Source organism: Salipiger sp. IMCC34102, assembly GCF_004145405.1.
Classification (GTDB): Bacteria; Pseudomonadota; Alphaproteobacteria; order Rhodobacterales; family Rhodobacteraceae; genus Loktanella.
This window is the reverse complement of record NZ_SELQ01000005.1, coordinates 98,584-120,623: the sequence shown is the minus strand read 5'-3', so window position 1 is coordinate 120,623 and position 22,040 is coordinate 98,584. Positions and strand designations below refer to the sequence as shown.

Sequence of the window (22,040 nt, the reverse complement as noted above, 5' to 3'; positions counted from 1 at the left end):
TGCTTTACGGGTTGTCATCTGCGGCGACGGTGCCACCTTAGGCATAGACATTTTGACCCGGAGACCTGATTGCCCACAGGCACGCTTCCCCCCGCAGATGCCGGCAGCCCGGACCACGTCCTGGAATTGCCCGACAACTTCCTGCTGATCGACCTGTGCGGTCAGTACGATCAGAACCTGACCGCCATCGAAAGTGCGCTCGGCGTGCAGATCCTGCGGCGCGGCAACCGGCTGGAGGTGCTGGGCGAGGACGCCGCCCGCGCCCAGGCGATCGAGGTGCTGCGCGGCCTCTACCAGCGGCTGGAGGCGGGCCGCACGCTGGAGCCCGGCGACATCGACCGCGCCCTGCGCATGGGCCCCGACGAGGGTGCCATCCAGCCCGGCGACCAGAAGGAACTCTTCAAGGGCGCCACCGGCGACCGGGTGGAGATCAAGACCCGCAAGAAACTGGTGGAGCCGCGCACCGACGCGCAAAAGGCTTACGTGCGCGCGCTGTTCGAGAACGAGCTCGCCTTCGGCATCGGCCCCGCGGGCACCGGCAAGACCTACCTCGCCGTGGCCGTCGCGGTGAACCACTTCATCCAGGGCAACGTCGACCGCATCATCCTCAGCCGCCCCGCCGTCGAGGCGGGCGAGAAGCTGGGCTATCTGCCCGGCGACATGAAGGACAAGGTCGATCCCTACATGCAGCCGCTCTACGACGCGCTCAACGACTTCTTCCCCGCCAAGCAGGTCGCCAAGCTGATCGAGGAGAAGCGGATCGAGATCGCGCCGCTCGCCTTCATGCGCGGCCGCACCCTGTCGCGCGCCGCCGTGGTGCTGGACGAGGCGCAGAATGCCACCACCATGCAGATGAAAATGTTCCTCACGCGCCTGGGCGAAGGCTCCCGCATGGTCGTGACCGGCGACCGCACCCAGATCGACCTGCCGCGCGGCGTGAACTCCGGCCTCTGGGACGCCGAACGCCTGCTCAAGAACATCCCCAAGATCAGCTTCAACTACTTCACCTCCAAGGACGTCGTGCGCCACCCGCTGGTCGCCGCGATCATCGAGGCCTACGAGGCCGATCAGACGTGACCCCGCAGATCGACGTGCTGGTCGAGGATCCGCGCTGGAATGCGCTGGATCTGCAGGCACTCGCCGGTCCGGCCTGTGCCGCCGCGCTGGCCGAGGTGGGCCTCGATCCGCGGGACTGGGAAATCAGCCTGCTCGCCTGCGACGACGCGCGCATCGCGACGCTCAACGGGGACTTCCGCGGCAAGCATGGCCCCACCAACGTGCTCTCCTGGCCATCGGACGACCGCGCGGCGGGGATCGACGGCGAAATGCCGCTGCCGCCGGAGCCGCCCGATCCCGAGCTCGGCGACATCGCGATCGCCTACGAGACCTGCGCGAGAGAGGCGCAAGAGGCGCGAAAACCGCTCGAACAGCACGTCACGCACCTGCTTGTGCACGCCACGCTGCATCTGCTGGGCTTCGATCACGAGCGCGACGCCGACGCCGCCTTGATGGAAGGCTTGGAACAGGGAATACTAGCCGCTATGGGACATCCCGACCCCTATGCCGACACGGGCACGGGGCAAACCTTGGCAGAGGACCGATGACCGACAGAGACTCCGGCGGCGACATACGCCCTGAGGACGACGCCGACGACGACAGTCGCGGCTTCTTCGCGCGCCTGTTCGAGGCGCTTTCCCCCAACGACGACACCCGCGACCTCACCCCCGAGGCGTTGCGCGCCACCGGGGCCGCCGCCCCCATGCTGGGGATGCTGAACCTGCGCCGGATGAAGGTCGAGGACGTCTCGGTTCCCAAGGCCGACATCGTGGCAAGCCCGGTCACCGCCTCCAAGGACGAACTGGTCGAGGTCTTCCGCGAAAGCGGTCTCACCCGCCTGCCGGTCTTCGACGGCACGCTGGATACGCCGATGGGCTTCGTGAACCTCAAGGACTTCGCGCTGAAGTACGGCTTCAACGGCGACGCGACAGCCTTCGACATGCGCGCGCTGCTGCGGCCCTTGCTCTACGTGCCGCCGTCGATGGCGCTGGGGATTTTGCTGGCCAAGATGCAGAACGAGCGGATCCACATGGCGCTGGTGATCGACGAATACGGCGGGACCGACGGCCTCGTGACGATCGAGGACCTGATCGAACAGGTGGTCGGCGCGATCGAGGACGAACACGACGTCGAGGAGGTCCAGAACTGGACCGAGGAGGCGCCCGGCGTCTACATCGTGCAGGCCAAGACCGCCCTCGAGGAGTTCGAGGCCGAGATCGGCATGAACCTCACCGCCCACGAGGAGATCGACGAGGAGGAGATCGACAGCCTGGGCGGTCTGGTCTTCATGCTCACCGGCCATGTTCCCGTGCGCGGCGAGGTCATCCAGCACCCCGACGGCCCGGAGTTCGAGGTCGTCGACGCCGATCCCCGCCGCATCAAGCGGCTGCGCGTGCGCATGCCGCAGGACTGAACGGCGTGACGCCCGTGGGTTCTGGCCGGGTCTGGGCCCGGCACCGGGTCGCGCGTCTGGCGATCTTCGCGGCCCTGGGCGTCTTCACGGCCCTTGGGCAGGCCCCCATCGACGCCTGGCCCCTGGCCTGGATCGGCTGGGCAGTGGCCCTGGGGCTGCTGGCCTCGGCCCCCGGCATGGCGGCGCTCGCGACGGGCACGCTTGTGTTCGGTCTGGGCTACTTCGGCTTCACCCTGCGCTGGCTGGTGGAGCCGTTCCTGGTCGATGCCGCAACCTGGGGCTGGGCCGCGCCCTTCGGCGTCAGCCTGATGGCCTTGCGCGAAACGCTCTTCTGGGTGGCCGGCGTGCTGGTCGCGCGCGTGCTGGCACCGGGGCGGCTGTCGGGCCTGGTCCTCGCGCTGACCCTGGCCGAGGCGCTGCGCGGCTACCTCTTCACCGGGTTCCCCTGGGGCCTCATCGGCCACGCGCTGATCCCCAGCCAGTTGCTGCATCTCGCGGCCTTCGGCGGCCCGCACCTTCTGACACTGGTGCTGCTGACCTGCGCCGCGGGGGCCGTCCTTCTGGCACGCCGCCGCTGGATCGGTGCTCTGCCGATCCTCGCCGCCGGTGTCGCGATGCCGCTTCTAAACCAGGGTACGGCGCCGGCGCCGGATCCCGACGCCCCCGTCATCCGCATCGTCCAGCCCAATGCCCCGCAGGACGAAAAGTGGGACCCCGCGCAGAACGCCATGTTCTTCTGGCGCATGGTGGAGTTCACCCAGGCCGAACCGCGCGCCGACCTCGTGGTCTGGCCCGAAACCGCGATCCCCGTGCGGCTCGACTACGCGCAGCCCGAGCTCGACATCGTCGCAGACGCGGCAGGCGGCACGCCGGTGGTCACCGGCATCAACCGCGCGGTGGAGGGTGAATACTTCAACAGCCTGATCGTACTGGGCCGGGGTGGCGCGGTCAGGGACGTCTACGACAAGGCCCACCTCGTGCCCTTCGGCGAATACGTCCCCTTCGGAGACCTGCTGAAATCCATGGGCGTGCGGGGGCTGGCGCCCTCGGACGGCGGAGGTTTCGCCAAGGGCGCGCCGGGGCGCGGGCTGGTGGATCTGCCCGGAGTGGGTCTCGCCCGCGCGCTGATCTGCTACGAGGGCATCTTCGCCGAGGAAATCACGCTGCCCGGCCCGCGCCCGCGGCTCTTGCTAATGATCACCAACGACGCCTGGTTCGGCAAGGCGGCGGGCCCCCAGCAGCACCTGGCCCAGGCGCGCCTGCGCGCGGTGGAGCAGGGGCTGCCCATGGTCCGCTCGGCCAACACCGGCATCAGCGCGATGATCGACGGGCGCGGCCGAGTGATCCAGAGCATCCCGCTGGGGCAGGCCGGCGCCCGCGACGTGGCCCTGCCGCAGGCGCTGCCGCCGACGCTCTACACCAAAGCGGGCGACTGGCCGGTGCTGATCCTCGTGGTCGCGGGGCTGGCGGGGCTGGGGGCGCTCCGGTGGCGCGCCGGCGCTTTGCGGCTTGACCGTCCGGGTGCGACTCCGTAGCCAGCTGCGATCGGCCCCGCCAACGGCTTCCTGACGGCGCGGCGACGTTTGCATCGGAGCATTTCATGGCACGCCAGGACTACATCTTCACCTCGGAATCCGTTTCCGAAGGGCACCCCGACAAGGTCTGCGACCGCATCTCGGACGCGGTGCTCGACGCCTTCATCGGCCAGGAGCCAGAGGCGCGCGTCGCCTGCGAGACCTTCGCCACCACCAATCGCGTCGTCATCGGCGGAGAGGTCGGGCTTGCCGACAAGACCAAGCTGAAGGACTACCTCGCCGCCGTGCCCGAGATCGCGCGCGCCTGCGTCAAGGACATCGGCTACGAACAGGACGAGTTCCACCACGAGACGGTGCAGATCGACAACCTCCTGCACCCGCAGTCCGCGCATATCGCGCAAGGCGTCGATGCGGGCTCCAACAAGGAGGAAGGCGCGGGCGACCAGGGGATCATGTTCGGCTACGCCTGCACCGAGACGCCCGACCTCATGCCCGCCCCGATCCAGTACGCCCATGCGATCCTGCGCCGCCTGGCGGAAGCGCGCAAATCCGGGGCGGAGCCGCTCCTGCGCCCCGACGCCAAGACCCAGATCAGCCTGCGCTACGTGGATCGCAAGCCGGTGGAGGCGACCCAGATCGTCCTGTCCACGCAGCACGAATCGCAAATGCAATCGCAATCCGACATCCGCGCCATCGTCGAACCCTACATCCGCGAAACGCTGCCCGACGGGCTGATCACCGACAAGACCGAATGGTGGGTGAACCCGACGGGCACCTTCGTGATCGGCGGCCCCGACGGGGACGCAGGCCTCACGGGGCGCAAGATCATCGTCGACACCTACGGCGGGGCGGCGCCCCATGGCGGCGGTGCCTTCTCGGGCAAGGATCCGACCAAGGTCGACCGCTCCGCGGCCTATGCCGCGCGGTATCTGGCCAAGAACATCGTCGCCGCGGGGCTCGCCACCCGCTGCACGCTGCAGTTGAGCTACGCCATCGGCATCGCCCGTCCCTTGTCGATCTACGTCGACCTGCACGACACCGGAGAGGTCGATCCCGCCGCCATCGAGCGGATCATCCCCGACGTCATGAACCTGACGCCGCAGGGCATCCGCACGCATCTGGGCCTCAACCGCGCGATCTACGCGCGCACGGCGGCTTACGGCCACTTCGGCCGCGCACCGGAGGCCGACGGCGGGTTCTCGTGGGAGCGCACCGATCTGGCCGAGGCACTGCGAAGCGCGCTTTCGTGAGGCGGGCGGGGGCGGACCGTCACCCGCCCCCGTGCCACCGCGCACCTGGGACTGCCAAGCGAAGTCCGACCTCACCGTCTCGCGCGTCCCCTGCTTCTTCTGGCCAAAAATATCCGCCCCGCCGACGAGGCGTCCTGCATCCTCCGCCCGCCGACGGCTTGCAATGGCACGTCCCCGTGACCGCTCTCCCCTTTTCGTGGCACAGCCCTAGGTCCTGCCGGGAACCCAAACCTCGAAAGGACTTGCCATGAGACGTCTCACGCTTTCCGCCATCGCGGCCCTGACCGCCACCACCGCCACCGCCGAGATCGTCGGCGAATACCACAGCTACACCGTGGGCGACGAAAGCTTCGAAGGCTACGTCGCCACCAACACCGACCTCAACACACCGCTGGGCACGGTGCTGATCGTCCACGACTGGGACGGCATGACCGAATACGAGGAACGCCGGGCCGAGATGCTGGCCGAACTGGGCTACACCGCCTTCGCCATCGACGTCTATGGCGCCGACACCGACCCGCAGGGGACCGAGGACTACCAGGCGCTGTCCGGCGCGCTCTACGAGGACCGCGATCTTTTCCGGACCCGCCTGATGGGCTCGATCGAGGAGGCCGCCAACATCACCGGCGCGACCGACAACATCGTGATGCAGGGCTACTGCTTCGGCGGGGCGGCCGTGCTGGAAGCCGCTCGGGCCGGGGCCGACCTCGACGGGTTCGTCAGCTTCCACGGCAGCCTCGATCTGCCGGAGGGGCAGGATTACGCCTCCGTGACCGCACCGATCATGGTGTTCCACGGCTCCGCCGACCCGGTCTCGGGCATGGATGCGCTGGGCACGCTTCTGTCCGATCTGCAGGAGGCGGGCGTCGAGCACGGGGCGCAGGTCTTCGGCGGCGCGCGCCACAGCTTCACGGTCTACGGCTCGGACGATTACGACCTGGAGGCCGACCGCGGGTCCTGGGACGGGCTGCAGACCTTCCTCGAAGAGACACTGTAACCGGGCCACCTCCCACTTGCAGAGCCCCGTGCCGCCCGCTTGCGCGGCACGGGGCGTTTCGGTAAGGCGCGGGCCATGACCGACAGACACCCCTCCGGCGCGCCCTGGCGCAACTTCTACGGCCGTTTCAAGGGCAAGACGATCCGCGCGAGCCAGAAGGACTACCTCGACAACGACCTCGAGGCGCTCTCTCCCGGACCCATCGGCTGGGACGTGAATCCCGACCGCAAGCCCCTCGACCTGAGCACCGTCTTCGGTGCCAAGGACGTCTGGCTGGAGATCGGCTTCGGCGGTGGCGAACACCTGCTGGGCATGGCCGAAGCGAACCCCCATATCGGCCTGATCGGCTGCGAGCCCTTCATCAACGGCGTGGCGATGCTCCTGGGCAAGGTGCGCCGGAGCGCGGTGGAGAACCTCAGGATCCACCCCGGCGACGTGCGCGACCTCTTCGACGTGCTGCCTGCCGCGAGCCTGTCCAAGGCGTTCCTGAACTACCCCGACCCCTGGCCCAAGGCGCGGCACCATCGCAGGCGCTTCGTGACGCCGGAGCACCTGCTGCCGCTGGCGCGCGCGATGAAACCGGGGGCGGAGTTCCGGGTCGCCACTGACATCCCCGACTACGTGCGCCAGACGCTGGAAGAGGTCCCGCCCGCGGGCTTTATCCGCGACGAGAGCGCGACCGCCGACATCCACACGCCCTGGGCGGACTGGATCTCCACCCGCTACGAACAGAAGGCCTTGCGCGAAGGGCGCAAGCCGCATTACCTGACCTTCCGGCGGAACGGGGACGACGCTGCCGTCGCCTGACGGCGCCGGAACGCCCCGCCCACCGTCCCCTGGCGCTTCACTGAGGGTTCGGCGCCGCTTGCAGGCGCGGGATCTGGATATTTACAGCCAGAAGAAGCGAGGGACGGCACTTCGCGTCTTTCCCTGTGACCGTGTCGGATCAATGACGAGGCGGTCTCGCGGCCTTCGGCGATGGGCGATGGACCCTGCGGCGCGCTTGGGCTAATCGGGGAGCGTCCCAGACCAGAGGTTTCCCATGTCCGGCCACGGCACCCCGATCCCGATGACCTCGCGCCGCTGCGGCCCGCTTGCAGGCACGGCGCAGGTGCCGGGCGACAAGTCGATTTCCCACCGCAGCCTGATCCTGGGCGCGATGTGCGTCGGCACCACGCGGATCACCGGCCTGCTGGAAGGCGATGACGTGCTGGACACCGCGCGGGCCATGCGCGCCTTCGGCGCGCGCGTCACCGATCACGGCGACGGGGCCTGGTCGGTGGAGGGCGTGGGGGTCGGCGGCTTCGCCGAACCCGACCGGGTGATCGACTGCGGCAATTCCGGCACCGGGGTGCGGCTCATCATGGGGGCCATGGCGACCGCGCCGATCACCGCGACCTTCACCGGGGATGCCTCGCTCAACGCGCGACCCATGGGGCGCGTCACCGATCCGCTGGCGCTCTTCGGGGCGCGGGCCACGGGCCGGGCAGGGGGGCGCCTGCCGCTCACGATCGAGGGCGCCCGCGATCCCCTTCCGGTGCAGTACACCGTGCCGGTCCCCTCCGCGCAGGTGAAATCCGCCGTCCTGCTCGCCGCCCTCGGCGCACCGGGAGAGACGATCGTCATCGAGCGCGAGCCGACCCGGGATCACACCGAACGGATGCTGGCGGGCTTCGGCGCGGAGATCGAGGTCGAGGACACCGACGAAGGCCGCATCATCACCCTGCAGGGCCAGCCCGAGTTGCAGCCGCAGGACATCGCCGTGCCGCGCGATCCCAGTTCCGCGGCCTTCCCGGTCTGTGCCGCTTTGATCGTGCCGGGCTCTGACGTGCTGGTGCCGGGCATCGGGTTGAACCCGACGCGCGCGGGGCTCTTCACTACCCTGCGCGAGATGGGCGCGGACCTGACCTACGAGAACGAGCGCGAAGAAGGCGGCGAACCGGTGGCCGATCTGCGCGCGCGCCACTCGCCAGACATGACCGGCATCCGCGTCCCGCCCGAGCGGGCGGCGAGCATGATCGACGAATACCCGGTCCTTTCGGTCGTGGCCGCCTTCGCGCGCGGCACCACGGACATGCCGGGGGTGAAGGAGCTTCGGGTCAAGGAAAGCGACCGGATCGACGCCATGGCGCAGGGCCTGCGCGCCTGCGGCGTCGCGGTTGAGGACGGCCCCGACTGGTGGCGCGTCGAAGGCACGGGCGCCGTGCCGGGCGGGGCCACCGTCGAAAGCCGGCTCGATCACCGCATCGCCATGGCCTTCATGGTGCTCGGCATGGCCAGCGAGACGCCGGTAACGGTCGACGACGGGCGCCCCATCACGACCTCCTTCCCGATCTTCGAGACGCTCATGGGCGATCTGGGCGCGCAACTGGAACGGGGGGCGCCCGCATGAAGGCCACGATCGCCGTCGACGGTCCCGCCGCCGCGGGCAAGGGCACGCTGTCCAAGGCGCTGGCGCGCTATTTCGGCTTCGCGCATCTCGACACGGGGCTGCTCTACCGCGCCGTCGGTGCCGGGGTCCTCGCCGGCGGGGAGGCGCTCGACATCGCGCGCACCCTGGCGCCCGAGGCGTTGGAGAATCCCGACCTGCGCACCCAAGCCGTGGCGGAAGCCGCAAGCCAGGCCGCGGTCGATCCGGCCGTGCGCGAGGCGCTCGTGGCCTTCCAGCGCGGCTTTGCCCGGCGCGAGGGCGGGGCGGTGCTCGACGGGCGCGACATCGGGACGGTGATCTGCCCCGACGCCGAGGTGAAGCTCTTCGTGACCGCCAGCGCCGAGACGCGGGCCGAGCGGCGCTACCTCGAACTGGTCGCCGCAGGCCAGGCCGCCGACCGCGCCGCGATCCTCGACGAGGTGCGCGCCCGTGACGAACGCGATGCCTCCCGCGCGACGGCGCCGCTCAGGGCGGCCTCCGACGCGGTGACCATCGACACCTCCGACCTGACGGCGGAAGAGGCGCAGGCCCAGGCCATCGCCATCGTCACCCGCGCGCTGGCCTGACCCTTCACATCGCCGCACAGCACCCTGTGCACCTGCGCCGCTTTCGGCGACGCCCGCGGTGTCTATCTGGGACGCATCGCCGCGCCCTGTGGGCCGGCCTCTACGTTCAAGGATACCCCCATGCTGACCGACCTGCTCAACTGGCGTTACGCCACCAAGAAGATGGACGCCACGAAATCCGTGCCCGAGGACAAGGTCCAGCGGATCCTCGACGCGATCCACCTCGCGCCGACCTCCAGCGGTCTGCAGCCGTTCGAGGTGCTGGTCATCACCAACCCCGAGACGCGCGCCAAGCTGGCCGAGGCCGCTTTCGACCAGCAGCAACTGGTGGACGGCAGTCATCTTCTGGTCTTCGCCGCCTGGGATACTTACACCGACGACCGCATCGACCTCGTGCGAGACGAGACCGGGCAGGCGCGCGGCGGCGTCACCGACCAGCTGCGCGACTACTACCACAAGCTCAAGGGCATGTACGTGGGCCGCGAGGACGACGTGAACTTCCAGCACGCCGCCCGGCAGGTCTACATCGCGCTTGGCGTGGCGTTGGTCGCCGCGGCCGAGGAACAGGTCGACAGCACCCCGATGGAAGGTTTCGACCCCGACACCGTGGACGAGATCCTGGGCCTGCGCGACCGCGGTCTGCGCTCGGTCTGCCTGCTGCCCCTGGGGTACCGGGCCGCCGAAGGCGACTGGCTCAAGGATCAGGCCAAGGTGCGCCGCGACCGCGAACGCCTCTTCTCGCGCGTCGACTGATCCACTGGCGCGCCGCGCGGAACCCTGCCGCGCGACCGCCCTCGGGTCCGTCGGGGCTTGCGGCACGGCCGTCCGCAGGCTATGGAAACCGCGCTGAAGCATCGAGACAGGTGCGCGCGTGAGACTCGAGCAGGGTCGGTTTGGTGCCGACCCTGTTATTTCATGTTCGCCTCGGGAGTTTGGCCAAACCGCAATCCAAAGACCGGCGGAGACAACCGTTCGGCCCGCATAAAACGTCAGATTAGGAAAACAGCGCCACATGGCAAGCAACACAAGCATGGAAGAATTCGAAGCCCTGTTGAACGAGAGCTTCGAGATCGACACCCCCTCCGAGGGGTCGGTCGTCAAGGGCAAGGTCATCGCGATCGAGGCGGGCCAGGCCATCATCGACGTAGGCTACAAGATGGAAGGCCGCGTCGACGTCAAGGAATTTGCCGAGCCCGGCGAAGAGCCGACCCTCGCCGTGGGCGACGAGGTCGAAGTCTTCCTGCGCCAGGTCGAGAACGCCCGTGGCGAAGCCGTCATCAGCCGTGAAATGGCGCGCCGCGAGGAAGCCTGGGACCGCCTGGAAAAAGCCTACGCCGACGAAGAGCGTGTCGACGGTGCGATCTTCGGCCGCGTGAAGGGCGGCTTCACCGTGGATCTGGGCGGCGCCGTGGCGTTCCTGCCCGGCTCCCAGGTCGACGTGCGCCCCGTGCGCGACGCGGGCCCGCTGATGGGTCTCAAGCAGCCGTTCCAGATCCTCAAGATGGACCGCCGCCGGGGCAACATCGTCGTTTCCCGCCGTGCCATCCTCGAAGAATCCCGTGCCGAGCAGCGCGCCGAAGTCATCGGCAACCTGCACGAAGGCCAGGAAGTCGACGGCGTGGTCAAGAACATCACCGAATACGGGGCCTTCGTGGACCTCGGCGGTGTCGACGGCCTGCTGCACGTGACCGACATGGCGTGGCGCCGTGTGAACCACCCCTCCGAGATCCTCTCCATCGGCGAGACGATCAAGGTGCAGGTCATCAAGATCAACAAGGAAACCCACCGCATCAGCCTGGGCATGAAGCAGCTCCAGGACGATCCCTGGGATGCCGTCGAAGCCAAGTACACGCTCGATTCCGTGCACTCCGGCCGCGTGACCAACATCACCGACTACGGCGCCTTCGTGGAGCTGGAGCCGGGCGTCGAAGGTCTGGTCCACGTGTCCGAGATGTCCTGGACCAAGAAGAACGTGCACCCCGGCAAGATCGTCTCGACCTCCCAGGAAGTCGAAGTGATGGTGCTGGAAATCGACAGCGCCAAGCGCCGCGTGTCCCTGGGCCTCAAGCAGACCCAGCGCAACCCGTGGGAAGTCTTTGCCGAAACCCACCCCGAGGGGACCGAGGTCGAAGGCGAGGTCAAGAACATCACCGAGTTCGGTCTGTTCGTGGGCCTGCCCGGCGACATCGACGGCATGGTGCACCTCTCCGACCTGACCTGGGAAGGCCGTGGCGAGGACGTCATCGGCGATTTCCGCAAGGGCGACGTGGTCAAGGCCAAGGTCTCCGAGGTCGACGTCGAGAAGGAGCGCATCTCGCTCTCGATCAAGGCGATGGACGGCGATCCCTTCGCGGAAGCCATCGGCGGCGTGAAGCGCGGCTCGATCATCACCGTCGAGGTCACCAAGATCGAGGACGGCGGCATCGAGGTGGACTACGAGGGCATGAAATCCTTCATCCGTCGCTCCGACCTGTCCCGCGACCGTTCCGAGCAGCGCCCCGAGCGTTTCGGCGTGGGCGACAAGGTCGACGTGCGTGTGACCAACGTCGACTCCAAGACCCGCAAGCTGGGCCTGTCGATCAAGGCACGCGAGATCGCCGAAGAGAAAGAGGCCGTCGAACAGTTCGGCTCCTCCGATTCGGGTGCCTCGCTGGGCGACATCCTTGGCGCGGCTCTCAAGGGCGGCGACGAGTAAACGCCACCTTTGGCCGACCCGTGAACGAGGCCCCGCCGGAGAGATCCGGCGGGGCTTTCGCGTGCCCCGGGCGCTATCGTCTGGATTGTGTCGATTTCGCCGTATTTGCCACGAAGTTGTCCGAATTCGACTGATCTGATAGGCGGGATTTTTCGCACTATGCGCGAATATGGACGCTCCGCGGTTGTGAACGCTTTCGTGAACGGGCTAATCTGCGGGTGTTCGACCGCGCACCATAAGATTCACTGGAGCAGCACCTCGGAGGGTTGAGATGATTCGTTCGGAACTTGTGCAGAAGATCGCGGACGAGAATCCCCACCTCTACCAGCGTGACGTCGAGAAGATCGTCTCGACCATCTTCGACCAGATCACCGAGGCGCTCGTGCGCGGCGACCGTGTCGAGTTGCGCGGCTTCGGTGCCTTTTCGGTCAAGAAGCGCGACGGTCGCATCGGACGGAACCCCCGCACCGGCGAAGCGGTTGAAGTCGAAGAGAAACACGTGCCATTCTTCAAGACGGGCAAGCTGTTGCGCGACCGGCTGAACGGGGGCTGATCCCCGCTTCGGCGTCTGAATAGGGGATCGACCATGCATACTTTGAAATACGTCTTCTGGGCGATCGTGGCCTTCGTGCTGATCCTCGTGGGCCTGGCCAATCGCGACGCCACCACCTTGCAGGCGATGCCCGATCCTTTCGCCAACCTGCTCGGCATCTCCCCCAACGTGACGCTGCCGCTCTTCGTGGTGCTCTTCGTCTTCCTGGGCATCGGCCTGCTGATCGGACTGGTCTGGGAATGGCTCCGCGAATACCCCGAGCGGGTCGAGTCGCGCCGCCGCGAGAAGGAGCTGGAGCGGCTGCGTGACGAGCTTGCTCGGCTGCGCGCCACCTCCGGCGACCAGAAGACCGGCGACGACGTGATCGCGCTGCTCGACCAGCCACGCCGGGTCGGCTGAGGTGACCCGCATCAAGATCTGCGGACTGCGGTCCGCCCGGGACGTGGCCGCCGCGGTGGCCAGCGGCGCCGACGACATCGGGCTGGTCTTCTTCCCCAAGTCCCCGCGCCACCTGACCCTGGACGAGGCCGCCGAACTGGCGCTCGCCGTGCCGCTTGGGGTGCGCAAGGTCGGCCTCGTGGTCGACATGGAGGACGAGGCGCTCGACGAGCTCATCGCCCGGGTGCCCCTCGACATGCTGCAACTCCACGGCAAGGAAACGCCCGAGCGTGTGGCCGAAATTCGCGAGCGCACGGGCGTCGCGGTGATGAAGGCCATCGGCGTCTCCACGGCAGAGGACCTCGACGGGATCGACGCCTACGAGGCGGTCTGCGAACAGATCCTGATCGACGCCAAGGCGCCCAAGGGATCGGATCTGCCGGGCGGCAACGGCGAGACCTTCGACTGGACGATCCTGGAAGGTCGCGCCTTCAGCGTGCCATGGATGCTGGCTGGCGGCCTGCGCCCGTCTAACGTGGCCGATGCGATCGCCATCACCGGCGCGCCCATGGTCGATGTCTCCTCGGGCGTCGAGCGGCGGCCCGGCGACAAGGATCCCGACGCCATCGCGGATTTCTGTCAAGCGGTACGCGGCGCCTGATCTTGCCGCGCGGCCCGCGCCGCGTTACTGCTGATCCGTCACGAACGGGGGGTGCGCCATGCCGGACGATCTTTTCAACAGCTTCATGAACGGCCCCGATGAGAATGGCCGCTTCGGCGATTTCGGCGGGCGGTTCGTCTCGGAAACGCTGATGCCGCTGATCCTCGACCTCGAGGCGCAGTACGAGCATGCCAAGACCGACGACAGCTTCTGGGCCGAGATGCACGATCTGTGGACCCATTACGTCGGTCGGCCCAGCCCGCTTTACTTTGCCGAACGGCTTACCGACCATCTGGGCGGGGCCAAGATCTACCTCAAGCGCGACGAGCTCAATCACACCGGCGCGCACAAGATCAACAACGTGCTGGGCCAGATCATCCTGGCCCGCCGCATGGGCAAGACCCGCATCATCGCCGAAACCGGCGCGGGCCAGCACGGCGTGGCCACCGCTACCGTCTGTGCGAAGTTCGGCCTGAAGTGCGTCGTCTACATGGGCGCCCACGACGTCGAGCGTCAGGCGCCCAACGTCTTCCGCATGCGCCTTCTGGGGGCGGATGTCGTTCCCGTCACCTCCGGCCGGGGCACGCTGAAGGACGCGATGAACGACGCGCTGCGCGACTGGGTGACCAACGTGCGCGACACCTTCTACTGCATCGGCACCGTGGCAGGCCCGCATCCCTATCCGGCCATGGTCCGCGATTTCCAGGCCATCATCGGCAAGGAGACGCGCGAACAGATGCAGGCCGCAGAGGGGCGTCTGCCCGACACGCTGATCGCCGCGATCGGCGGCGGGTCCAACGCCATGGGGCTCTTCTACCCGTTCCTCGACGACAAGGAAGTCAACATCATCGGGGTGGAGGCCGGCGGCAAGGGCGTGTCGGAGAAGATGGAGCACTGCGCCTCGCTCACCGGCGGGCGTCCGGGCGTGCTGCATGGCAACCGGACCTACCTGCTGCAGGACGACGACGGGCAGATCCTGGAAGGTTTTTCGATCTCCGCCGGGCTCGACTACCCCGGCATCGGACCGGAGCACGCCTGGCTGCACGAGATCGGCCGCGCGCAATACGTGGCGATCACCGACGCCGAGGCGCTGGAGGCATTCCAGCTGTGCTGCGCCAAGGAAGGGATCATTCCCGCGCTGGAGCCGTCCCACGCGCTGGCCCACGTCATGAAGATCGCGCCGAAACTGCCCAAGGATCACCTGCTGGTGATGAACATGTGCGGACGCGGCGACAAGGACATCTTCACCGTGGCCCAGCACCTGGGCTTCGACATCGAGGCGGGCAAGTAAGCCCTCTGCCTCATCCCTCCGGGGGTGGTGGGGTGCGCCGCAGGTCCAGCACGTCGAAGACCGATTCCAGCGCGGGGTCCGGCATCAGGATGCGCGCGCGGTCCGGTCCGGTCTGCTCCACCACGCCGACCACGGGCCAGAGCGTGCCGTCGGTCTCGAACTCCATCGGCAGGTCGTCGTAGGCCACGGGCGCGCGATCGTCGACGTAGCCCGTTCCGAGCAGGACCATCCCCTCGGGCCGCAGGGTGATCCGGCCCGTCATGCGTTGCGACCCGGTCGTCTTTTCCAGCACGAAGCCATCCTCGTCGGCGGTGATCCGGCAGTCGAAGGGCGCATAGACCACCAGGGGGGAAATGCCGCCGAGGTTCAGCATCCGGCAAGACCAGTCGCCCGCCAGCGTGGTCTCGATCGGGGCCACGGGTGTGCCCGCCATGACCTCCTGCAGGTGATCGACGTCACCGCGAGAGCCGCCGGCCAGCGCCTGCAGGAACCCCGCGCCGGCGCTCGACGACAGCACCTGCAACCGCTCCGCATCCTCGGGCCGGATCAGCGTCTGCGCCTGCGCCGCTCCGGCCAGCAGGACCAGCGCCGCCGCGAAGGCCCGCCTCATTCCAGCGTTCCGTACTGGCGCAAGACCTCGACCGGCACGATGTCCGTGGCGCGCACGTGGGTGGCTTCCAGATCGACTTGCGGCGCACATCCTTCGTCGTGCGCCTGCAGGAACCGGCTGGCGCACAGGCACCACCGGTCCCCGGGCTTGAGACCGTCGAACCCGTACTCGGGGCGCGGCGTGGACAGATCGTTACCCACGTATTTCGAGAAGGCCAGGAACTCTGCCGTCAGTACCGCGCAGACGGTATGGCTGCCGCTGTCCTCGGCACAGGTGTCGCAGGCGCCGTTGCGAAAGAAGCCGGTCAGGGGCGCGGTGGAGCAGGGCTTCAGCGGCCCGCCCATGACGTTGAACGATGGGTCTTTTTCCATACCCTTCAGTTAGGGCGCGGGGCAGGCGCCGTCCAGTTTATCCATCGGCCGTGGAAATCGGCCCGCCCCAGCGCAATCGTCAGATCCCCGGGCCAGAGCCGCAGCGTCAGGGCGGCCCCGGGGCCGGTGTCGTCGGCTTCCATCCCGAACCAAGCCAGCGGCGCGTCCTTCGTCGCCGATGCCCCTGCGGCCTCGATCAGCGCGCGGCCCCGGTCCTGCAGGGGGCGCGGGAAGTACTGCCAGGCCACCGTGTGATAGATCAGGTGCATCTGCCCGGGCACATGGTCCAGCCGCGGGGCCAGCCAGTCGATGGCATCCGCCCGGTCTGGGGCCTGTCCCGCCACCGCGATGGCCGCGCGCGTGTTGGCCAGCCGCTCCGGCTGGTCCGGCCAGAGGTAGGCCTGCAGACGCAGCGCGTCGCCCGCGTCGTTGGGATCGAGCGGGCGCAGGTCGACGCCCCGCCTCGCGGCCACGATGGGCTGTGCCTCGGGCGGCAAGGCGCCCTCCCAGTCCGGGGTGAGCGTCAGGGCGGGCTCATCCGGCCCGCGCGCCCCACCCGGCAGCGCCAGCGCGTAGCGATCCCACATCAGGTTCAGCCCACCGCTGGCCCCCAGTTCCGAGGTCCGCAAGGGCAGGGGGGACCACGCCGCCAGCCAATGCGCCGCGGCGATGATCGCGGCGGAGCGCCGGACCTCGTTCGTCTGCGGCGGGCTGTCGAGGAAGGCGCAGATCCAGTCTTCCCGCGCCACGAGACGGTCGCAGACCGCCTCCCAAAGAAGCTTTTCCGCGCAGTCCCGCGGCGGATAGACCGCGCCCAGCACGCGATCCCCCTCCAGCCGCAGCGCATGCAAGGCACCCGCCAAGCGCAGCGGTACCGAATCGACCTGGGAGGAGATATCCCCCGGCCAGCCGAACACCCGGTCGCGCACCGCGCCCGCGGGCCAGTCGCGCGTGGCGAAGAGCGTGCAGAGCCGCGCCATGAAGGGCGATCCCAGGTCCGCGCAGGACCTCGCCTGGTCGGCGAAGGCCGCGCGCACCTTGTCGGGCGTCACTTGAAGCGGTCCATCAGCTTCTGCATGGGCGAGCGCGCGTCCTCCGGCTCGGGCGCGGGGGCCGCCGGTTTCGGCTTCGGCGCCGTGGTCGAGGACCGCGCCGGGGCCACCCGTTGCGCCACAGCGTTGAGGAACCGGTCGCCGTGGCCCGCCACCAGCTCCGCGATCCCGTCGGAAACCCCGCGCAGCACGTCGTCCAGCCAGTCCTGGTCGGCCTTGGCGAAGTCGTGCAGCACGTAACCCGCGACCCGGTCCTTGTGGCCGGGGTGGCCGATGCCCAGCCGCACCCGGTCGTAGTCCGCGCCGATATGCGCGTGGATCGACCGCAAGCCGTTGTGGCCCGCGTGCCCGCCGCCGGTCTTCAGCCGCACCTTGCCGGGGGCGAGGTCCAGCTCGTCGTGGAAGACCACCACCTCCGCGGGATCGAGCTTGTGGAAATCCACCGCGGCGCGCACCGCGCGGCCCGATTCGTTCATGAAGGTGCCGGGCTTGAGCAGGACCACCTTGTCGGGACCCAGCCGCCCCTCTGCGATCTCTCCCTGGAACTTCGCGCGCCACGGCCCGAAGCCGTGGTCGCCTGCGATCCGGTCGAGCGCCATGAACCCGATGTTGTGTCGATGGCCCGCGTATTGCGCGCCGGGATTGCCGAGGCCGGTGATCAGTTTCATGGACCCACGTTACCCGCAGCCCGCGCGATCGGAAAGGGCACCCGATGCAAAACGGGGCCCCGAAGGGCCCCGCTGCGTGTCGTCTTGGGATCGATCACTCGTCGGCTTCTTCGCCGTCGGGCGGGCCCATCTCGGTGGTCGGGACCTCGTCGGCGTCGACCTCGGCGCCCTCGTCCTCGTCGTCCGCCGTCAGTGCGCGCGGCGCCATGACGTTGGCGATGACGAAGTCACGGTCGTTGATGACCGGGGTGGCGCCCTCGGGCAGGGTGATGTCCGAGATGTGGATCGTGTCGCCGATCTCGGTGGCGGAGAGATCCACGGTCAGGTGGTCGGGAATGTCGCCCGCCAGCACGTCCATCTCGACCTCGTTGCGCACGACCGTCAGCGCACCGCCGGCACGCAGGCCGGGGCATTCCTCTTCACCGACGAACTCGACGGGGATGAAGATGTTGACGCGGGACGTCCGCTTGAGGCGCATCAGGTCGATATGCGTCGGCAGGTCCTTGACCACGTCGCGCTGGATGCCGCGGCAGATGACGCGCACATCGTCGTGGCCGTCGAGCTTGAGGTTGAACAGCGTCGACATGAAGCGGCCCTTGCGCAGGCGCGTCAGCAGCTTGTTGAAGTCGAGGTTGATCGCAACCGGGTCGGCGCCGCCGCCGTAGACGATTCCGGGAACTTTTCCGTCGCGTCGTGCCTGGCGGGCGGCCCCCTTGCCTGTCCCCGCGCGAGCCTCGGCAATCAGATCAGGGATCTTGTCAGCCATGTGGTCTCTCCAAATGAATAAGGGCGGCCGTCCTCCAAGGGTGCACGACCGCGGGTGAGCCGCCCCTATAGGGCGGATCGCGGGGCTTGGAAAGCGGGAAACGGGTTTGGGGGTTTCCCTCGCCCCGGGCCGAGGGCGCGGGGGTGAGTATGGGAGCCTCCGGCGGGAGTTTATCTTGCCAGATGAAGGGGGGCGGCGCGTCAGGGATCGGGGCGCAGCCAGAGGATCTGGTAGGGGGGCAGCACGATCTGCCCGTCGTGCAGCGCAAGCGGCCTGCCGCTGAGCAGGTCGATCATCGCACCCCCGTCGAGGCCAGCCGCCCGCGGGCCGAGCCATTGATCGTGCGCGGTGAAGTTCGCAAGACAGGTGATCTCGCAAGGCTCGCCCAGACGGCGGTAGACGAAGAGGCCGCCGTGCCCGGTCTCCAGCACCCGCGTCGGCACGTCGCCCGCGAACTGCGGCGTGGCCTTGCGCAGGCGGATGATCCGGTCGAGGTCGGCGCGGATGCGCGCGGGCGGGCCATCCGCCGTCGCGCGGTCCCAGTCCATCGCGGGCCGCTGCATCCAGCGCCCGTCGTCGACGTGCTCGGCCACGTTCGCGTAGCCGTAATCGTTCAGCATCCCGATCTCGTCGCCCATGTAGATCAGCGGGATCCCCCCGAAGGAGGCGATCAGCGCATGGCCCAGGCGGATGCGCGCGATGGCGGCCTCGACCTCGTCGGGGGTCAGCGCCGCCTCCAGCCCCGCGAGGCTGGCGAAGGTGCCGTTGGTGCGCCGGTCGCCGGTCTCCTCGTTGACCTGGAAATCGGCGCCCCGCGCGAAGCTGCCGGGGAAGCTGCCGTTGTAGAAGTCCGACAGGTAGTCGCGGTGCGGTGCGGCATCCACGCCCGGGACATGGGCCGTGTCCTCCGGGGTGATCGCCCAGCCGATGTCGTCGTGACAGCGGATGTAGGGGGCGAAGGCGGCGCGGCGGAAACTCTCGGGGAAATGGGTCTTCAGCACGTGGGTCATCAGCCGCGTGTCCTCGCTGGCGAGGCTGGACCAGAACTGCACCATCAGGTTGTTGTGGTAGGCCAGCTGGCTGACCCGCCCTTCGTGACGCCCGGTCCCGAGGTAGGGGACGAGGTCCTGCGGCCCCACGATCGCCTCGGCCTTGTGGATCACGGCGGGGGCGGCGACGCGGGTGGCCTGGGTGATCGCCTGCAGGATGTCGTGGACCTGCGGAAGGTTCTGGCAGGTGGTGCCCATCTGCTTGCCCATGAAGGCCACGGCGTCCAGCCGGAACCCTTCCACCCCCTTGTTCGCCAGGAACAGGATCGTGTCGAGCACGGCGAGGAAGACTTCCGGGTTTTCCCAGTTCAGGTCCCATTGATATTCGTTGAAGGTGGTCCAGACCCATTTGCCCAGGTCGTCGTAGTAGGTGAAGCTGCCCGGCGCCTGGTCGGGAAAGATCTCGACCAAGGTTTCCTCGAACTGCCGGGGCAGGGTGTCGTCGTCGAACATCCGGTAGAAGGCCTGGTAGAACGGATCGCCGGCCCGCGCCTTTCGCGCCCATTCATGTTCCTTGGCGGTGTGGTTCAGCACCATGTCGATCACCGGGCTGATCCCCGCGGCGCGCAGGGCGCCCGTGGCGCGCTCGAAGTCCGCCATGTCGCCCAGCCTTGGGTCGATCTCGCGGTAGTCCATCACCGCGTAGCCGCCGTCCGACGGGCCCGGGCGCGGCTTGAGGCAGGGCATCATGTGGGCATAGGTGATCCCCAGATCACTGAGGTAGGGGATACGGTCCGGCAGCCGCTTCAGATCACCCGCGAAGCGGTCGATGTAGAAGACGTAGGCCACCATGTCCTCCGACAGGAACCAGTCGGGGTCGACGTCGCGGGCCAGATCGAGCCTCGCCAGATCCGCGGGCCGGTCGCGCCAGTGCCGCGCCAGCAGGTCGCACAGGCGCGCCATGAGGTCCTCCGCCTGCGGGTAGAGGCGCCCCAGGGGCCCCACGAGGTCGCGGCGGCCCCGGTTCCAGCGCAGGTCGAAGAGATCGTCGTCGGAGAGGGTGGCGGGCATGGGGCTTCGCTTTCTGGCGGATGCTGCGGGTGGAGAATGCGGGCGCCTCCGGCGGGAGTATGTCGCAAAAAGCGAGGTGAGGCGTTACACCCAGTCCCCTTCGAAGTCCTTCGGGATCAGCAGGATATCGCGGTCGACGTCCTCGATGTCGCGCTTGCCGCAAAGCGCCATGGTCAGGTCCAGTTCGCGTTCGATGATCTGGAGCGCTCGGGTCACGCCCTCCTGGCCCATGGCGCCCAGCCCGTGGATATAGGCCCGGCCCAGCATGACGCCGCGCGCGCCCATGGCACGGGCCTTCAGTACGTCCTGGCCGGAGCGGATGCCGCCGTCCATCCAGACCTCCACCCGGTCGCCGACGGCGCGCAGCACCGAGGGCAGCATCCGGATCGACGACAGCGCCCCGTCAAGCTGCCGCCCACCGTGGTTGGAGACCACGATCGCGTCGCAGCCAAGGTCGGCGGCGCGCACCGCGTCCTCGGGGTCGAGGATGCCCTTGATGATCAGCTTGCCCTTCCACTTGTCCTTGAGCCGCGCGATCGTGTCCCAGTCGAGCTTGGGGTCGAACTGCTCGGCCGTCCAGGACGACAGGGACGAGATATCGCCCACCGACTTCGCGTGGCCCACGATATTGCCGAAACTGCGGCGCCGGGTCTGCAGCATCTCGAACCCCCAGCGCCATTTCGTGGCGAGGTCGAGCATCGTGGACGGCGTCAGCTTCGGCGGGGCCGAAAGCCCGTTCTTGAGGTCCTTGTGCCGCTGTCCCAGCAGTTGCAGATCGACCGTCAGCACCAGCGCCGAGACGCCCGCGTTCTTGGCCCGCGCGATGATGTCGTCGACGAACTCCTCGTCGCGCATCACGTAAAGCTGGAACCAGAACGGCGCATCCGTGGCGCGTGCCACGTCCTCGATCGAGCAGATCGACATGGTGGAAAGCGTGTAGGGCACGCCGTAGGCCTGTGCCGCGCGGGCGGCCTTGATCTCTCCATCCGCGGATTGCATGCCGGTCAGCCCCACCGGCGCCAGTGCGACCGGCATCGTTACGGGCTGCCCCGCCATGGTGGTCGAGATCCGCCGGTCCGACATGTCCACCGCGATCCGCTGGCGCAGGCGCAAAAGGTCGAAGTCGGAGGTGTTCTCGCGGAAGGTCTGTTCGGACCAGCTGCCGCTTTCGCAATAGTCGTAGAACATGCGCGGCACCCGCCGTTTGTGCAGCGCCTTGAGGTCGTCGATGGTGGTGATGACGGGCATTCAGATCTCCAGCCAGAGCGTGACGGGACCGTCGTTGGTCAGGCTTACCGCCATGTCCGCGCCGAAGCGACCGGTCTGCGTGGTGATGCCCAGGGCCTGGACTTCCGCGATGAAGGCCTCGTAGGCGGCGCGCCCGTCCTCGGGGGCGGCGGCGGCGGAAAAGCCCGGACGGTTGCCGCGGCTGGTGTCGCCCGCAAGCGTGAACTGGCTCACGATCAGGGCCGATCCGCCGGTGTCCAGGATCGACCGGTTCATCTTGCCGTCGTCGTCCTTGAAGACACGCAGCTTGGCGATCTTGGCGGCCATCTTCGCGGGGGCGTCGTCGCCGTCGCCCTGCATGGCGCAGATCAGGATCACCAGGCCCGGGCCGATCTGGCCCACCGCCTCTCCCTCGATCGAGACATTGGCGGTCGAGACCCGCTGTATCAGTGCACGCAT

At 68.3% G+C, this 22,040-nt stretch carries 23 protein-coding genes; 15 read left to right on the top strand and 8 right to left on the bottom strand.

The window, feature by feature from the left end; translation table 11 throughout:
• The first annotated feature begins 69 nt into the window (after positions 1-69).
• The 15 genes from EU805_RS11935 (at position 70) to trpB (ending at position 14,827) form a co-directional block, all read left to right on the top strand.
• On the top strand, positions 70-1,077 hold the full coding sequence (locus EU805_RS11935; RefSeq protein ID WP_129764206.1) for a PhoH family protein: 1,008 nt from the start codon (positions 70-72) through the stop codon (positions 1,075-1,077).
• Positions 1,074-1,604: an rRNA maturation RNase YbeY gene (gene ybeY / locus EU805_RS11930; RefSeq protein WP_242494137.1), complete on the top strand. Its 531-nt coding sequence runs from the start codon at positions 1,074-1,076 to the stop codon at positions 1,602-1,604. The genes EU805_RS11935 and ybeY overlap by 4 nt, the downstream gene beginning before the upstream one ends.
• Complete coding sequence (locus tag EU805_RS11925) at positions 1,601-2,470, top strand: transporter associated domain-containing protein (RefSeq protein WP_129764205.1); 870 nt, start codon at positions 1,601-1,603, stop codon at positions 2,468-2,470. The genes ybeY and EU805_RS11925 overlap by 4 nt, the downstream gene beginning before the upstream one ends.
• A gap of 5 nt (positions 2,471-2,475) precedes the next feature.
• Positions 2,476-4,005 carry an apolipoprotein N-acyltransferase gene (gene lnt, locus EU805_RS11920; protein ID WP_242494136.1) on the top strand — a complete coding sequence of 510 codons (1,530 nt, stop codon included), beginning with the start codon at positions 2,476-2,478 and terminating at the stop codon, positions 4,003-4,005.
• 65 nt (positions 4,006-4,070) lie between these two features.
• Entirely contained in the window at positions 4,071-5,255 is a 1,185-nt protein-coding gene (gene metK / locus EU805_RS11915; protein ID WP_129764204.1) for a methionine adenosyltransferase, read from the top strand.
• 247 nt (positions 5,256-5,502) lie between these two features.
• A complete protein-coding gene (locus EU805_RS11910) occupies positions 5,503-6,252 on the top strand; it encodes a dienelactone hydrolase family protein (RefSeq protein ID WP_129764203.1) in 750 nt (249 codons plus the stop codon).
• Positions 6,253-6,327: 75 nt separating this feature from the next.
• Entirely contained in the window at positions 6,328-7,059 is a 732-nt protein-coding gene (locus tag EU805_RS11905; protein ID WP_129764202.1) for a tRNA (guanosine(46)-N(7))-methyltransferase TrmB, read from the top strand.
• 235 nt (positions 7,060-7,294) lie between these two features.
• Positions 7,295-8,644, top strand: coding sequence for a 3-phosphoshikimate 1-carboxyvinyltransferase (aroA, locus tag EU805_RS11900; protein WP_129764201.1), 1,350 nt, complete (start codon positions 7,295-7,297; stop codon positions 8,642-8,644).
• Complete coding sequence (locus tag EU805_RS11895; protein WP_129764200.1) at positions 8,641-9,249, top strand: d(CMP) kinase; 609 nt, start codon at positions 8,641-8,643, stop codon at positions 9,247-9,249. The genes aroA and EU805_RS11895 overlap by 4 nt, the downstream gene beginning before the upstream one ends.
• A 120-nt stretch (positions 9,250-9,369) precedes the next feature.
• Complete coding sequence (locus EU805_RS11890; RefSeq protein WP_129764199.1) at positions 9,370-10,002, top strand: nitroreductase family protein; 633 nt, start codon at positions 9,370-9,372, stop codon at positions 10,000-10,002.
• A 259-nt stretch (positions 10,003-10,261) separates the two neighbouring features.
• Positions 10,262-11,944 carry a 30S ribosomal protein S1 gene (rpsA, locus tag EU805_RS11885; RefSeq protein ID WP_129764198.1) on the top strand — a complete coding sequence of 561 codons (1,683 nt, stop codon included), beginning with the start codon at positions 10,262-10,264 and terminating at the stop codon, positions 11,942-11,944.
• A gap of 271 nt (positions 11,945-12,215) precedes the next feature.
• Positions 12,216-12,497: an integration host factor subunit beta gene (gene ihfB / locus EU805_RS11880; protein WP_129764197.1), complete on the top strand. Its 282-nt coding sequence runs from the start codon at positions 12,216-12,218 to the stop codon at positions 12,495-12,497.
• Between the two features lie 33 nt (positions 12,498-12,530).
• Positions 12,531-12,896: a LapA family protein gene (locus tag EU805_RS11875; protein ID WP_129764196.1), complete on the top strand. Its 366-nt coding sequence runs from the start codon at positions 12,531-12,533 to the stop codon at positions 12,894-12,896.
• Position 12,897: 1 nt separating this feature from the next.
• Positions 12,898-13,536: a phosphoribosylanthranilate isomerase gene (locus EU805_RS11870; protein WP_129764195.1), complete on the top strand. Its 639-nt coding sequence runs from the start codon at positions 12,898-12,900 to the stop codon at positions 13,534-13,536.
• A gap of 58 nt (positions 13,537-13,594) precedes the next feature.
• Positions 13,595-14,827 carry a tryptophan synthase subunit beta gene (gene trpB, locus EU805_RS11865; RefSeq protein WP_129764194.1) on the top strand — a complete coding sequence of 411 codons (1,233 nt, stop codon included), beginning with the start codon at positions 13,595-13,597 and terminating at the stop codon, positions 14,825-14,827.
• Positions 14,828-14,837: 10 nt separating this feature from the next.
• Here the strand turns inward: trpB and EU805_RS11860 are convergent, their stop codons facing one another.
• The 8 genes from EU805_RS11860 to dtd all read right to left on the bottom strand — a co-directional run bounded on the left by EU805_RS11860 (position 14,838) and on the right by dtd (position 22,040).
• Positions 14,838-15,437, bottom strand: a complete 600-nt coding sequence (locus tag EU805_RS11860; RefSeq protein ID WP_165351939.1) for a DUF4893 domain-containing protein — start codon at positions 15,435-15,437, stop codon at positions 14,838-14,840.
• Complete coding sequence (locus EU805_RS11855; RefSeq protein WP_129764192.1) at positions 15,434-15,808, bottom strand: DUF2237 family protein; 375 nt, start codon at positions 15,806-15,808, stop codon at positions 15,434-15,436. The genes EU805_RS11860 and EU805_RS11855 overlap by 4 nt, the downstream gene beginning before the upstream one ends.
• Before the next feature lie 5 nt (positions 15,809-15,813).
• Entirely contained in the window at positions 15,814-16,860 is a 1,047-nt protein-coding gene (locus EU805_RS11850) for a DUF2332 domain-containing protein (RefSeq protein WP_129764191.1), read from the bottom strand.
• A complete protein-coding gene (gene pth / locus EU805_RS11845) occupies positions 16,857-17,528 on the bottom strand; it encodes an aminoacyl-tRNA hydrolase (RefSeq protein WP_129764190.1) in 672 nt (223 codons plus the stop codon). Before pth ends, EU805_RS11850 begins: the two co-directional genes overlap by 4 nt.
• Before the next feature lie 94 nt (positions 17,529-17,622).
• Positions 17,623-18,294, bottom strand: a complete 672-nt coding sequence (locus EU805_RS11840) for a 50S ribosomal protein L25/general stress protein Ctc (protein WP_129764189.1) — start codon at positions 18,292-18,294, stop codon at positions 17,623-17,625.
• 200 nt (positions 18,295-18,494) lie between these two features.
• Positions 18,495-20,354 carry an amylosucrase gene (locus tag EU805_RS11835; RefSeq protein ID WP_129764188.1) on the bottom strand — a complete coding sequence of 620 codons (1,860 nt, stop codon included), beginning with the start codon at positions 20,352-20,354 and terminating at the stop codon, positions 18,495-18,497.
• A gap of 84 nt (positions 20,355-20,438) precedes the next feature.
• On the bottom strand, positions 20,439-21,602 hold the full coding sequence (locus EU805_RS11830; RefSeq protein WP_129764187.1) for an alpha-hydroxy acid oxidase: 1,164 nt from the start codon (positions 21,600-21,602) through the stop codon (positions 20,439-20,441).
• Positions 21,603-22,040: a D-aminoacyl-tRNA deacylase gene (gene dtd, locus EU805_RS11825; protein ID WP_129764186.1), complete on the bottom strand. Its 438-nt coding sequence runs from the start codon at positions 22,038-22,040 to the stop codon at positions 21,603-21,605.